At 33.6% G+C, this 12,919-nt stretch carries 15 protein-coding genes; 14 read left to right on the top strand and 1 reads right to left on the bottom strand.

What is annotated here, in order from left to right; translation table 11 throughout:
• Positions 1 to 25: 25 nt before the first annotated feature.
• The 11 genes from ppk2 (V7719_RS13000) to V7719_RS12950 all read left to right on the top strand — a co-directional run bounded on the left by ppk2 (V7719_RS13000) (position 26) and on the right by V7719_RS12950 (position 9,140).
• A complete protein-coding gene (gene ppk2 / locus V7719_RS13000) occupies positions 26 to 880 on the top strand; it encodes a polyphosphate kinase 2 (protein WP_335730353.1) in 855 nt (284 codons plus the stop codon).
• A 17-nt stretch (positions 881 to 897) separates the two neighbouring features.
• Entirely contained in the window at positions 898 to 1,707 is an 810-nt protein-coding gene (gene ppk2 / locus V7719_RS12995; protein WP_335730352.1) for a polyphosphate kinase 2, read from the top strand.
• Positions 1,708 to 1,878: 171 nt separating this feature from the next.
• Complete coding sequence (locus V7719_RS12990) at positions 1,879 to 3,483, top strand: class I SAM-dependent methyltransferase (protein WP_335730351.1); 1,605 nt, start codon at positions 1,879 to 1,881, stop codon at positions 3,481 to 3,483.
• Between the two features lie 16 nt (positions 3,484 to 3,499).
• Positions 3,500 to 3,877 (top strand): DoxX family protein, encoded by a 378-nt coding sequence (locus tag V7719_RS12985; RefSeq protein ID WP_335730350.1) that lies wholly within the window; start codon positions 3,500 to 3,502, stop codon positions 3,875 to 3,877.
• Complete coding sequence (locus V7719_RS12980; protein ID WP_335730349.1) at positions 3,877 to 4,140, top strand: DUF202 domain-containing protein; 264 nt, start codon at positions 3,877 to 3,879, stop codon at positions 4,138 to 4,140. The genes V7719_RS12985 and V7719_RS12980 overlap by 1 nt, the downstream gene beginning before the upstream one ends.
• A gap of 149 nt (positions 4,141 to 4,289) precedes the next feature.
• The gene (locus tag V7719_RS12975) at positions 4,290 to 4,769 is read left to right on the top strand and encodes a hypothetical protein (protein WP_335730348.1); all 480 of its coding nucleotides are present in this window, start codon (positions 4,290 to 4,292) and stop codon (positions 4,767 to 4,769) included.
• Between the two features lie 164 nt (positions 4,770 to 4,933).
• A complete protein-coding gene (locus tag V7719_RS12970; protein WP_335730347.1) occupies positions 4,934 to 5,599 on the top strand; it encodes a helix-turn-helix domain-containing protein in 666 nt (221 codons plus the stop codon).
• A 209-nt stretch (positions 5,600 to 5,808) separates the two neighbouring features.
• Positions 5,809 to 6,957, top strand: a complete 1,149-nt coding sequence (locus tag V7719_RS12965; RefSeq protein ID WP_335730346.1) for a helix-turn-helix domain-containing protein — start codon at positions 5,809 to 5,811, stop codon at positions 6,955 to 6,957.
• A 109-nt stretch (positions 6,958 to 7,066) separates the two neighbouring features.
• Entirely contained in the window at positions 7,067 to 8,026 is a 960-nt protein-coding gene (locus V7719_RS12960) for a DPP IV N-terminal domain-containing protein (protein ID WP_335730345.1), read from the top strand.
• Positions 8,027 to 8,438: 412 nt separating this feature from the next.
• A complete protein-coding gene (locus tag V7719_RS12955) occupies positions 8,439 to 8,840 on the top strand; it encodes a cupin domain-containing protein (protein ID WP_335730344.1) in 402 nt (133 codons plus the stop codon).
• A gap of 75 nt (positions 8,841 to 8,915) precedes the next feature.
• The gene (locus V7719_RS12950) at positions 8,916 to 9,140 is read left to right on the top strand and encodes a hypothetical protein (protein ID WP_335730343.1); all 225 of its coding nucleotides are present in this window, start codon (positions 8,916 to 8,918) and stop codon (positions 9,138 to 9,140) included.
• A 257-nt stretch (positions 9,141 to 9,397) separates the two neighbouring features.
• On the opposite strand, the gene holA is transcribed toward V7719_RS12950, so the two are convergent.
• The gene (gene holA / locus V7719_RS12945) at positions 9,398 to 10,402 is read right to left on the bottom strand and encodes a DNA polymerase III subunit delta (RefSeq protein WP_335730342.1); all 1,005 of its coding nucleotides are present in this window, start codon (positions 10,400 to 10,402) and stop codon (positions 9,398 to 9,400) included.
• Positions 10,403 to 10,505: 103 nt separating this feature from the next.
• On the opposite strand from holA, the gene V7719_RS12940 reads away from it, so the two are divergent.
• The 3 genes from V7719_RS12940 (at position 10,506) to V7719_RS12930 (ending at position 12,886) form a co-directional block, all read left to right on the top strand.
• Positions 10,506 to 10,949, top strand: a complete 444-nt coding sequence (locus V7719_RS12940) for a type I restriction enzyme HsdR N-terminal domain-containing protein (protein WP_335730341.1) — start codon at positions 10,506 to 10,508, stop codon at positions 10,947 to 10,949.
• Positions 10,946 to 11,926 carry a glycosyltransferase family 2 protein gene (locus V7719_RS12935; RefSeq protein ID WP_335730340.1) on the top strand — a complete coding sequence of 327 codons (981 nt, stop codon included), beginning with the start codon at positions 10,946 to 10,948 and terminating at the stop codon, positions 11,924 to 11,926. Before V7719_RS12940 ends, V7719_RS12935 begins: the two co-directional genes overlap by 4 nt.
• Before the next feature lie 102 nt (positions 11,927 to 12,028).
• Positions 12,029 to 12,886, top strand: coding sequence for an OmpA family protein (locus V7719_RS12930; protein WP_335730339.1), 858 nt, complete (start codon positions 12,029 to 12,031; stop codon positions 12,884 to 12,886).
• The last annotated feature ends 33 nt before the right edge of the window (positions 12,887 to 12,919 follow it).

Genomic DNA, 12,919 nt, shown 5'->3' with positions numbered 1-12,919 from the left:
GTAATTACATCTAAACTTTAACTATATGATTACAGAGGAGTTGATTAATTCTCTTAAAGCCAATACAGATCTCATTGACTATTTAAATTCTCATAAAGAAGATAATCCAAGTTATAAATCAGCTCTGGAGAAATATGATTATGAACAAGAATTATTACCACTACAGGCTGAACTGGTAGATTTTCAGCGTTGGGTACAAAAAGAAAATAAAAAGATAGCCATCATTTTTGAAGGAAGAGATGCATCTGGTAAAGGAGGTACTATTAAACGATTTACAGAACATCTAAACCCAAGGGCTATGCGCATTGTTGCATTGAATAAACCTACTGAGGTTGAAAAAAATCAATGGTATTTTAATAGATATATCACTCCGCTCCCAAATGCAGGAGAGATTGTGTTTTTTGATAGAAGTTGGTATAATCGAGCTGTGGTAGAGCCAGTTATGGGCTTTTGTGATGAAAATCAGTACAAACGATTTATGATTCAAGTACCAGAGTTTGAAAACATGCTATATGAATCTGGTACAACGATTATTAAGTTTTGGTTTTCTGTTTCGCAAGAAGAACAGCAACGTCGTTTTGAAAAGCGTATAAATAATCCACTAAAAAAATGGAAATTCAGTCCTGTTGATGAAAAAGGGCAAGAACTATGGGATGATTTTACTATCTATAAAAATCAGATGTTTTCAAGAACACATAACTCCTTTTGCCCATGGGTTGTAATCAATTCAAATAATAAAAAGCGTGCAAGACTAGAAAGCATTAAATATGTTTTAAGCCTTTTTGATTACGAGAATAAAGGGTGTAATTGCAAAACCATTTTACCAGATCCTAATGTCGTTCAACGCTATTTTAGAAATACTATTCAACTTGACAGATAACAAAATTTATCAAAATAATGACCGCTAAAAACCTATCTATTTTAAATTCAAAAAAAGGCCTTGAGGCATTATTACGTCAAAAGCGATTGGACACAAAAAAGGCCATTCGTGATGTAAAATATGAGAAGCGCCTTGAAAAGCTCCAAGAAGAAATGTTAATTCTGCAACAATGGATAGCTCATAACAACAAAAAAGTGATTATCCTATTTGAAGGACGCGATGCTGCAGGAAAAGGTGGCGCTATACGACGAGTTATTCAACATTTACCACCTCGAGCCATACGCGTTGAAGCCTTACCGAAACCTAACGAAACAGAAATGGGACAATGGTACTTTCAGCGTTATATTAATCGTTTACCCAATAATGGAGAAATTGTATTCTTTGATAGAAGTTGGTACAATCGAGCTGTGGTAGAACCTGTAAACGGATTTTGCACAAAACAAGACTATAATATCTTTATGAGCCAGGTTAATGAATTTGAAAAGATGATTCAAGATTCTGGAATATATCTACTCAAGCTTTATTTCTCGATTACCAAAACAGAGCAGGAAAGGCGATTTAAAGACATCATTAGTTCTCCTATTAAGAAATGGAAATATAGTGATGTCGATAAAAAAGCTTTGACGCTTTGGGATGAATACACAAAATATAAGGAAGCTATGTTTGAAAAGACTCAAAAACATGCACCATGGAAAGTGATTAAAGCCAATCGAAAAACCAGTGCTAGAATTAGCGCATTTGAATATATACTGAAAAGTATACCTTATGAAGTAAAAGACAAAGAAACCATTCGTCATAAGTCGCTGCGTTCCATTCTTGATGAATAATTTTGGTCATAGCCACCAACTAACATTAAAAACTATCGAAAATAGAAGTCATTCACGAAATGAGCACTTTTGATTTACCAGAACTTAGATAATTACATTTAGACTGATTTGTAGTACCAATCAAGATTTATTATAAAAGGTTTTTTATATTTATAGGAAACTCAACAATCTATGCTCTCAAGAGATGATAAAGCAAAACTAAGAGGTACTATTTTTAGACACTTGGATGGCATTGCTACAGCAACTTCTGCATATGCGCTTCATAAAAAAGGAATATTAGACTATTTACTTCAGCATAAAACAGTAGATATAAATACGCTTACCACTACATTTAAAGCTAATGAAGGCTATCTTAATGTCGCATTACATACGCTCTCATCACAAGGCTGGATCGAGCAACATATTGACAACCAAAAGGATACCGTGACCTATGTGACAAATAAAAACAGTGCTACAGCATTTGCTTTAGTACATTTATATGAAGATGCTGTGAACTTACTTCGCTATTCAGCACGCTTTCCCGAAGAAAAAATAGGCGCGGATGCATTCAGTGTTCTTGATAAAATATTTGATGTTTATAAGTCTGGATACGGTTTCAAATCTGTTGAAAACAATTCCATAGAACATCAAATTTTAAAGCACATCGAAGGATGTATTGTCGGTCCAATAGCAGTCTTGCTCGGTGTTAACGGTCTATTCCACAAATACTTTATGGAAGCGTCATTTACAGCTGAAGAATACCATAAAGATCCAGAAAGTTTTAAAAAAATCCTCGATTTCTTCGCACATTTGGGATGGTTCAACAAAAAGAAAAACACCTATCAATTTACAGATGAAGGTTTATTCTTTGCAAAACGCGCAAGTGCTTATGGTGTGACTGTGTCTTATTTACCAACCTTTATCCATTTAGATGATTTGATCTTCGGAAATGCGAAAATATTGAAAACCACATCTCCTGATGAAACAGAAAAACATGTGCATCGTGAAATGAATGTTTGGGGTAGCGGTGGCGCACATTCTACCTATTTTAAAGTCATAGATAAAGTCATTATCAAACTGTTTAATAAACCGATTGACGAACAACCCAAAGGTATTTTGGATATGGGTTGTGGCAATGGTGCATATATCCAACATATTTTTGATGTGATCGAACACCAAACCCAACGTGGAAAAATGCTTGATGAGTATCCATTATTATTGGTTGGTGCCGACTTCAATCAAGCAGCTCTAAAAGTAACTAGAGCTAATTTGATCAAAGCCGATATTTGGGCAAAAGTCATTTGGGGAGACATTGGAAGACCAGACTTATTGGCAAAAGATTTAAAAGAAGATTATAACATAGAATTGATAGATTTATTAAACGTAAGAACCTTTTTAGACCATAACCGTATTTGGGAAGTGCCTCAAACCACTTCAGATAGAGTTAGCGATTCGTCTGGTGCTTATGCAACATTAGGACAACGTCTTAGTAATAATCATGTTGAAGATTCGCTTTTAGAACATTTTACAAAATGGAAACCTTATGTAGAGCGTTTTGGTTTGTTGATTATAGAATTGCATACTGTTAAACCTGAATTAGTAGCTGAAAATATAGGCAAAACTGCAGCTACAGCTTATGATGCTACTCATGGCTATAGCGATCAATACATCCTAGAAGTTGATGTATTTATTAAGATAGCCAAAGAAGCAGGATTACATCCAGATTCAAATTATTTTTCTAAATTTCCAGATAATGAATTGGCAACAGTAAGCGTCAATCTTTTAAAAGGCAACTAATTAAACTAAATACCTTATGAAAAAAAACTTTACCGATTTGGCCTTATTACTATTACGATTAGGTTTTGGCGGATTTCTGTTAACTCACGGAATTCCAAAAATAAATAGACTCTCAGACGCATCTGGTTTTCCAGATCCTTTAGGAATTGGTGCAATGCCTTCATTAATTTTATGTCTAATTGGCGAAGTCATAGCTCCTATTTTGCTGATTATCGGTTTTAAAACGAAATGGGCCGCGATTCCTGCTGCGATTACAATGATGGTTGCTGCATTTGTAGTTCATGCTAAAGATGATTTAGGTACAAAAGAACAAGCTTTACTATATCTTATCGCTTTTATTGTGATATTCTTGACTGGAGCAGGTAAATATTCAATTGATGGCATGAAAAAATAATGGAAAAAGACAACACACTTATTACAAGAGATTGGTTAGCTATTGAACGAACCAAACTCGCCAACGAACGTACATTTCTAGCGTACTTTAGAACGTTTCTTGTTATTTTGGGAACAGGTGTAACGATTCTGAAACTTGAATTTTTTTCAGATTTAAAATCCTACGGAATTATTCTCATTATAGTCTCTGCCATACTCATGTTTATAGGTATCTACCGATTAATCAGAGTAAGAAGATCTATTCGTAAACATTATAATTTATAAAAAACGTTCTAGAAGGTTCACGGTTTTGAAATCCCAAAAACTAATATTGACGCGTATAGCACTTGATACTAATGTTTTGTAATCCTATAAAGAAAGGCTACCAACTTGGTGGCCTTTTTTAGTATATTGACACTGTAAAAGTAAAAGATATGAAAGCGGTTTCGGTAGTCACCATTAGAAAAGAACTCAAGTATAAATCCAACGAGGAATTGGCAGAACTTTGTTTACGTCTTTCTCGTTTTAAAAAAGAAAACAAAGAACTGCTCACCTACTTACTTTTTGAAGCTGATAGTGAAGACGGTTATATAGAAACTGTAAAATCAGAAATTGATGAGCAGTTCGATATTATAAATACCGACAGTTATTTCTACATTAAGAAAAGCGTTCGTAAAATTTTACGCAATACAAAAAAATACATCCGTTACTCGCTCAATAAAGAAACCGAAGTCGAACTCCTCCTCTACTTTTGCAAACAACTCAGAACCATGTCACCTTCTATTAAACGGAACACAACTTTAATCAATATCTACGAACGGAATATGATAGCAATCAGAAAAAAAATCATGCATCTTCATGAAGATTTACAGTATGATTACACGATTATATTTGAGGAGATTGAAGATTTATAGAGAGGATCACAAGTTTTCTTAACCAGAAAATAAAAAGGAATAATACGTATCTTTATAAACATATAACACGCTGTAACCAATTGACGTAAAGATGACGTTAACTTGACGCAACAACTTATTATGAATGCTATTTACTTTTGCTCTGAACAATAAATACATTTAAAATGGAAACTAAAAGTTTAGCAAAAAGATTAAAGGAATTAAGAGCACTAAGAGGAATGTCTCAGGAATATTTAGCTGAGGAATCTCGCGTGAGGTTAAGGACGATTCAAAGAATTGAAAACAATGAATCGGCACCTACAGGAGAAACGATTAAGAGAATATCTGTTGCGCTAGATGTCAACATAAATGAATTAGTGAGTTCTAATTCTCTTAGAGAAACAAACGATTTAAAAGCAACTATTGTTTTTCTGAAAAAAGAACTTTCCAAAACCAATGAAAAATCTGAAATCAAAACATTCAAAAAATTCATTGAGATTTTAAATAAACTTAAAGAGAAAGATTTAAGTCCAGATCAGACAGAAGGAATTGAGAGCTATCTTAAATATCTAGAACTAGAAAAAATCCCATCATTTGGCAATGAAATGTTCAAACAAAAATTGGCTAAGTTTAAAAAGTACTTAAAAAACAAATTAAGATTTGTACCTAATAATTATTACACCACTTGGGCAATTAGTTTTGCAGTTCCATTCTCTATTACATTTACAACACAACCTAAAATAGACCTAAACATAAGAATAGCAGTTGTTTCTATTGCACTTTTACTCATAGGAATAGCGATTTTTATGGATTTAAGAATAAAAAGACAGGAACGCTCATTCAGTTTCTGAAATCAACTGGTTAAAACATCCTTTATAACACATTGTTTCCTTTCCCCGTACTCGGGATCCCGAGCATCGGGATTCCTCTGTTTCGTTTTCTTTTACTAATTTAGTTCTAGCTAAGGTAACCCACGTTGCCATACATTAAAAAAAATGCATTACATTTTAATTTTAATTCTATAGAAAGTTTTTCTTTATTCAGATAAATAATACTGTAAATGAATATTCAATTGCAATTTGATTTTTATTCGTTATTTGGGCTAGTTGCTATTAGTCATGGAATTTTCCTGCTGATTTTCATTGCTTCAAAGCATTACAAATCTATTTCCTATAGATTATTATCTTTTATCCTTTTTGTTTTACTATTTGAAATCATTCATGATTTTTTTGTCAATACAAAGCTTATCCTTTATGTTCCAGGTTTATTGAGTACAGGTAATATTTTCTCTTATTGCATTGGTCCATTGATTTTCCTTTATATTCTTTCTCTTACTCGACCTTTATTTAAATTAAAGTATTTGCATTTTTTGCATTTTATTCCTTTCGTGCTGTATAATACATTTAACCTCCCTAAATACTTACAAACGGTTAGTCAAAAATTATCCTTTTTAAATTACTATTATTCATCTTTGGAAAGTAATCCAAAATATTTTTTCGAAACAAGAGGGTTTACTGATATCTTTACGGGGTTTTTACGCTATGATGTTCACAAAATAATTTATGTTGCCATCGCTTTTTACTTCTTCTTAACCTACAAGAAAAAAATATTGAATGAATATTCTAATATCGAAAAGACCAATGTGAGATGGATGAAAACAATACTTTATGGATACCTCACCATATGGTTATTGATTCCAATTCAACGTTTTTCAGGTTTTTTTGATGTAGATGTTATTCTAATAAAAAATCTAAGTTATCTCTTATTACCTCTTCATATTTATTTCATTTCTTTCATAATATTTAGTCAGCAAAGCTCGTCTAAACTTGTTCTAAAAAACAAAACAAGTTCTGAGATTGATAAAGAAGAACTACAGAAAATCATTCAAAAGTCCAACGCATCATTAGTAGAAGAGAAACTATATCTAAATCCTGACCTTACACTTACATTGTTGGCAGAAAAAATAGCCGTTAGAGAACATACATTATCTATGGCAATAAACAAGATACTTCAAATAAATTTCTTCGATTATGTTAATAAGCAACGGGTTGCCGAAGCTCAAAAACTATTAAGAGATTCTGAAAAGAAACAATTCACTGTCGAATATATTGGTACTTTATCTGGCTTCAGTTCTAAAGCAACTTTTTATAGAGCTTTTGTAAAACATACAGGAAAAACTCCTGGCCAATTTTCGAAGTCTCTCTCCTAAAGAAAATCATTCTCAAAAAAGTATCAATGTATACAATGAGACTTCTCAACTATTCATTTTAACAACTATTTAGTATTTGCAAAAGTAGATTTGGAAAAAACAAGATCCAATGAAATCATTAAAAAAAATCAGTTTGTGGTTGTTAGCTATAGTCTTCTCCATGAGCACTAGTATCGAATCAAATGCACAATCATCTAACAATTCGGATTATAAGATTTATTTCACACTCCGAGAAAAACCTGAACAAAATGCTCGCATTGTCTCTTATGATGGTAAGGAGCTGAAAAAATTCACTCCAGAAGGAAAGAGCTCTAGAGGTGAAAATAGTCCTTCAGTTTCTCCAAATGGAAAATGGATTACATTCAACACTTATCATTTTGGAGGTTGGAAAACTGCCATTGCTAATATCGACGGAACGAATATTAGGCAAGTAAGCAAATCTGGAAATTATTCTGGAGTTCCAAGTTTTTCAAAAGACAACAAATGGATAATATTTTATGAACACGAAAATGGTCGTATGGGAATGCGTAATGTTTTTAAAATCAAAGTAGATGGTACAGGTAAAAAGCAACTCACACAAAACTCGAAACATCATTATTTTCCATCTTTTTCACCTGATGGGTCAAAAATCTCATTCCTATCATCAAGAGATGGGGGGAATTACGAAGTTTTTGTAATGGATAGTGATGGTTCTAATATAACAAACATTACAAAACATGGAAATCACGAATCTTCTCCTTCTTGGTCTCCCGATGGGAAACGCATTGCTTTTCTTTCTATTCGGAATGGATTTTTAAATTTATATACTATTAACCCTGATGGAACAAATCTTAAAAATCTAACTAAAAATGAAGAGAAAAACTTTAATTCTTTTCCTCAAACAGCTGATAGTGTCGATGAGTTATCCTATCTGTATGGTACAAGTTGGTCACCTGATGGAAAATCAATTGTCTTTGTTCAGAAAAAAGAAGATAATTTAAAACTATTCACCATCAATGCAGATGGAACAAATTTACGTGAACTAGTGTCTAGCTCTGGAAATCAGTACAAACCTTTTTGGGCAAAGTAAAAAAGCTGAAGATCGTTTGTTTGTAGAAGTGGTTTAAAACCACCAATCATAGAAATATTAGAAAAGGAATAACACCATAGTACAATAAACTGATTTAATAAAAGCGGACTTCTTACTCCTACGGAATTTGAGCAAGTCCGTGGAATTGATCACTCAATCGGAAAAAATCACTCACTCATACCCGGAAAATCACTCTTGCTTCAATACTCCATTCAAACGTGATTATTCTTATGTGTCACAACTAAAAGCTAACAACGTGTATAATTCATTATTGGATCCTGTTTAATGATTACCACGGAAATTATGCCGAATTCCCTTTACGCAGTTCCTTTTTGTTATCTTAGTGTTTACAGCAACTAATCATAAACGAACATGTTAGCTGCAATTATTAATAACTCTTAAAATTTATATTATGCCAAAAGAATCTAGAATTGAACCCGCTCTCATCCCTAAGGAAAAATGGATTAAGATCCAAGATCCGCCAAAGGGTGTTCTTGAAGGCCATCATTATGGTATTAATTGTGTAGTAATTCGCTATGCCGTGGATGGAATCGGGGAAGGTCCGAACCTGCACATACACCCCTATGACGAAGTGTTTCATATCCTTGAAGGGCGAGCTGAGTTTACCGTTGGAGACCAGAAGTTCATTGCTGAAGAAGGAGCTATAGTCATTGGGCCAGCTAATATACCTCATGCATATAAAAACCTCGGCCCTGGTCGCTTGGACTCAGTAGATGTGCACCTAAATAGTGAGTGGATTCAATACGATTTACCACGTGATGGAGAGAAACTTAGTTCTGCCGAGTTGACGTAACTATAAGATTCATTGATTATTCTACAAACTATTTTTTTACTCAATCAACGACCTTTAGGATTAGCACAACATTAAATGAAAGTGAATTATGATAAAACAGTTAAGGTGATTCTTCAGAATAAAGGAACTGGCCCACTAATTTTAAAGGATATCAAATTTAATCGCGCCAATAACAATTCAAATAATAGCCTTATAGATTTCATGCCTCATCTATCCGATGGCTACTATTTGTCAACATTTACCAAAGCCTCTAAAGTGATATTAAGACCCTCAGAAGAAATAATCCTTCTCGAATTCTAAGGCGATCCTGAAGATCCCATTTTTGTAGAACAGAGAGAATTGATAAGGAATGAATTAAGTAAAATTCAAATCCACTTGAAGTATCCCAATATATTTAAGGAACGTAGACCATTTGAATTGAAGTACAGCCTCTCTTGGTTTGGACGTAATAAGTAATCGTGGCTTTTAGGTTAGTTAAAATAGCTGCCAGCTCTTATAATTCATTGCTAGGTTCTCTCCTATTCGAAGATGAACAAAGCGAACTGGGGTAGCAAAACCTAAGAAAAAATCCTCACCAACAACTCTTTCAACAAATCACCTTGAGGAACAGCATTAGAGTTCACACCTTTACCTCTAACATCAAATTCGCGAAGTATTGATATTACCTGACTCACTTTTCGCATTGGAAAATTACGTGCTGCCGACACATATTCATTTACAAAATACGGATTGATCTTTAAGGCAGAAGCCACATTTCTTGGGTTCTTATCATGCAACCCATGAAAATGTAATAACTGAGAAAAGAAGTTAAATAATAAAGACACCGTTACTACCATAGGGTTATCCTTTGGGTTGTCGCCAAAATAGTTGATAATTTTAAACGCCTTGAGCGCATCGCGGTCACCAATTGCCTTTCTTAGCTCAAAATTATTGTAGTCTTTACTTATCCCAATATTATCTTCAATGTGTTCTGCGGAAATCTGCGTACCTTCAGGTAATATTATCTTAAGTTTTTCGAGTTCGTTATTAATTTTACTTAGATCCGTTCCTAAAAACTCAACAAGCATTTGAGATGCTTTTGGAGAAATGGTATAGTTCTGTCCAGACAATACGCGACGAATCCATTCCGCTACCTGATTTTCATAAAGTTTCTTACTTTCAAAAACAACACCTGCTTTCTTTATCGTTTTGTACAAGGATTTACGCTTGTCAATTTTTTTGTACTTGTAATTAACCACTAAGACTGTTGTAGGTTGCGGGTTTTCAACATAGTTAACTAATTTCTCAATTGTACGTGATAAATCTTGAGCTTCTTTTACAATCACTACCTGGCGTTCGGACATCATAGGGTAACGTTTGGCATTGCCCACAATATCATCTACAGTCACATCACGACCATACAACACCATTTGGTTAAAGCCCTTTTCCTCTTCGGAAAGGACATTTTTTTCGATATAATCTGAAATAGCATCAATGTAGTATGGCTCCTCACCCATTAAAAAATAAATAGGCCTAATGTTTCCTTTTTTTATATCTGCAACTATTTGCTTTACCTCGTCCAAGTTCGAAAATTTGAAATATTTAATACCAAATTCCAAAAATGAGGCTTTGGATTTGGTAATTGATTTTTGTGAGTTAACTTTGAAAAAACCTTAGTTTGCATCTATGCAAGAATTAAATTTTCCAAAGTTTAAATTCCGTTTCAAAAGTAACGAAAATAAAGTTTCCATTTTCGATGAGATTCGTAAAAAATTCATCGTTTTGCAACCTGAAGAATGGGTACGTCAACATTGTGTTCAATATTTAATTCAGCATAAAAACTATCCGAAATCTTTAATCAATGTCGAGAAAGAACTCAAAGTAAACGGATTATCAAAACGCTATGACATCGTCGTCTTTAATCCTAACGGAAGTATACACTTGATTGTAGAATGCAAATCACATAAAATAAAGATTGACCAAACGACTTTCGACCAGATTGCGCGATATAATTTAGCCTTAGATGCTAGTTACTTGATGGTCACTAACGGAATTAATCACTATTATTGTGTCATGGATTTTGAAAATGAACGTTATGAATTCCTAAAAGATATTCCCAATTACGAATGAAAATAGCCGTCGTCATATTAAACTGGAATGGACAACAATTGCTTGAGCAGTTTTTGCCTTCGGTAATGCAATATTCTGAAGGAGCCGATATTTATGTAGCTGATAATGCATCCACAGACGGTTCTGTCGCGTTTTTAAAATCAAATTTTCCGAAGGCAACAATCATTCAGAATACAACAAATGGTGGCTATGCTAAAGGCTATAATGATGCATTAAAGCAGGTCAAAGCAGATGTGTTTTGTTTGCTCAATAGTGATATTGAAGTCACTCCAAATTGGCTAAATCCTATTCGTTCAGAGTTTGAATCGAATATCAGTACAGCTATCATACAACCAAAACTATTAGATCATAAAAACAAATCCCATTTTGAGTATGCTGGTGCAGCGGGTGGTTTTATAGACAAATATGGTTACGCTTATTGCCGAGGACGCATTTTTGATACGATAGAAAAAGACGATGGTCAGTATAATGATACAACATCTATTTTTTGGGCTTCGGGAGCTTGCTTATTTATTCGGAAATCAACTTTCGAATCACTCAATGGTTTTGATGAAAGCTATTTTGCTCACTTTGAGGAAATTGATTTATGCTGGAGAGCGTTCAATGCTGGGTTCAATACCAAATATGTAGGATCATCCACCGTTTATCATGTTGGTGGTGCAACATTAAAGGCTACAAATCCGAAGAAAACATATCTTAATTTCAGAAATAGCCTGTTTACGATTACCAAAAATGCGCCTGGCTTTCTCTTCGGAATCATTTTTATAAGATTAGTTTTAGATGGTATCGCTGGTCTGAAATTTCTGTTCAGTTTTAAATTTGCTCACTTCGTGGCTGTTTTAAGGGCACATTTCAGTTTTTACGGAAATTTATCCGAACTTTTAATACAGCGTAAACACTTTCCGAAGAAAAAAGACTACTACAACACCAAATCTATCGTCTGGTCATACTTTGTCAGAAAACGTTATAATTACTAATTGTTCATAAAAGTGTTAAAAATTTAGTTAAAGACTATCAGAAGGATTATTCTTTTGCATAATTTTGATAAGTTGAATAACAACTAATTATTAAACTTTATTATGAAAAAATTAATGCTATTAAGTGTTGCTGGGATGTTCATTTTGACTTCATGTGTGTCTAAGAAAGAATATATGGCACTAGAAGAACAACAAAAGGAGACTCAAGATTTATTAAATTCTGCAACCGTAAAATTAAACAGGTGTTTGTCTGATGAAGCTGCATCTTCTGCTCGTTTAGAAGAATTAAAAAATCGTTTAGCAGATATGAAATCTTCAAATGAATCCTTAATAGAGACTGCTAAAGACATGACTGTCTTAACAACTCAAGGGGCAAAAAATGTAGAGAAATCTTTAGAGAGCTTAAAGGAAAAGGACCTTAAAATCTCACGTTTACAAGATGCTTTGTCTAAAAAAGATAGTGTCACATTAGCATTGGTAACTAGTTTAAAAAAGGCTGTTGGCATCGACGATCCAGACATTGAGATTAATGTTGAAAAAGGTGTTGTCTTTATTTCTATAGCAGATAAATTATTATTTAAGAGCGGAAGCTATAATGTAACAACCAAAGCAAAAGATGTATTAGCTAAAGTAGCAAAGGTGATTCAAAGCAAACCAGATTTTGAAGCGATGATTGAAGGTCATACAGACAGCAAAACCTACAGTAAAGGTGTGCTTATTGATAACTGGGATTTAAGCGTGAAGCGTTCTACATCTATCATTCGCGTCTTACAAGAGTTGGGAGTAAACCCTGGTCAGTTAATTGCAGCTGGACGTAGTAGTTATGTACCTTTAGCAGATAACGATACTGCAGAAAACAGAGCGATAAACAGACGTACACGTGTTGTGGTATTGCCTAAGATTGATCAGTTCTATGAAATGATTGAAGAAGAAATGAAAAACTTATCTGCTGAGAATTAGTAGATAACAAAATACATATTGAAGAAGCTCAAT

The sequence above is a fragment of the Psychroserpens sp. genome (assembly GCF_036960315.1).
Taxonomy (GTDB): domain Bacteria; phylum Bacteroidota; class Bacteroidia; order Flavobacteriales; family Flavobacteriaceae; genus Psychroserpens.
Note: the sequence above shows the minus strand (reverse complement) of the source record. Positions and strands in the feature narration are given on the sequence as shown.

Excerpts from the sequence above, each read along its gene's own strand:
- ppk2 (WP_335730353.1), top strand. The coding sequence starts at position 26 with ATGATTACAGAGGAGTTGATTAATTCTCTTAAAGCCAATACAGATCTC.
- V7719_RS12955 (WP_335730344.1), top strand. The coding sequence starts at position 8,439 with ATGCCAAAAGAATCTAGAATTGAACCCGCTCTCATCCCTAAGGAAAAA.
- ppk2 (WP_335730352.1), top strand. The coding sequence starts at position 898 with ATGACCGCTAAAAACCTATCTATTTTAAATTCAAAAAAAGGCCTTGAG.
- V7719_RS12960 (WP_335730345.1), top strand. The coding sequence starts at position 7,067 with ATGAAATCATTAAAAAAAATCAGTTTGTGGTTGTTAGCTATAGTCTTC.
- V7719_RS12985 (WP_335730350.1), top strand. The coding sequence starts at position 3,500 with ATGAAAAAAAACTTTACCGATTTGGCCTTATTACTATTACGATTAGGT.
- V7719_RS12970 (WP_335730347.1), top strand. The coding sequence starts at position 4,934 with ATGGAAACTAAAAGTTTAGCAAAAAGATTAAAGGAATTAAGAGCACTA.
- V7719_RS12930 (WP_335730339.1), top strand. The coding sequence starts at position 12,029 with ATGAAAAAATTAATGCTATTAAGTGTTGCTGGGATGTTCATTTTGACT.
- V7719_RS12980 (WP_335730349.1), top strand. The coding sequence starts at position 3,877 with ATGGAAAAAGACAACACACTTATTACAAGAGATTGGTTAGCTATTGAA.
- V7719_RS12965 (WP_335730346.1), top strand. The coding sequence starts at position 5,809 with ATGAATATTCAATTGCAATTTGATTTTTATTCGTTATTTGGGCTAGTT.
- V7719_RS12950 (WP_335730343.1), top strand. The coding sequence starts at position 8,916 with ATGAAAGTGAATTATGATAAAACAGTTAAGGTGATTCTTCAGAATAAA.
- V7719_RS12990 (WP_335730351.1), top strand. The coding sequence starts at position 1,879 with ATGCTCTCAAGAGATGATAAAGCAAAACTAAGAGGTACTATTTTTAGA.
- V7719_RS12935 (WP_335730340.1), top strand. The coding sequence starts at position 10,946 with ATGAAAATAGCCGTCGTCATATTAAACTGGAATGGACAACAATTGCTT.
- V7719_RS12975 (WP_335730348.1), top strand. The coding sequence starts at position 4,290 with ATGAAAGCGGTTTCGGTAGTCACCATTAGAAAAGAACTCAAGTATAAA.
- V7719_RS12940 (WP_335730341.1), top strand. The coding sequence starts at position 10,506 with ATGCAAGAATTAAATTTTCCAAAGTTTAAATTCCGTTTCAAAAGTAAC.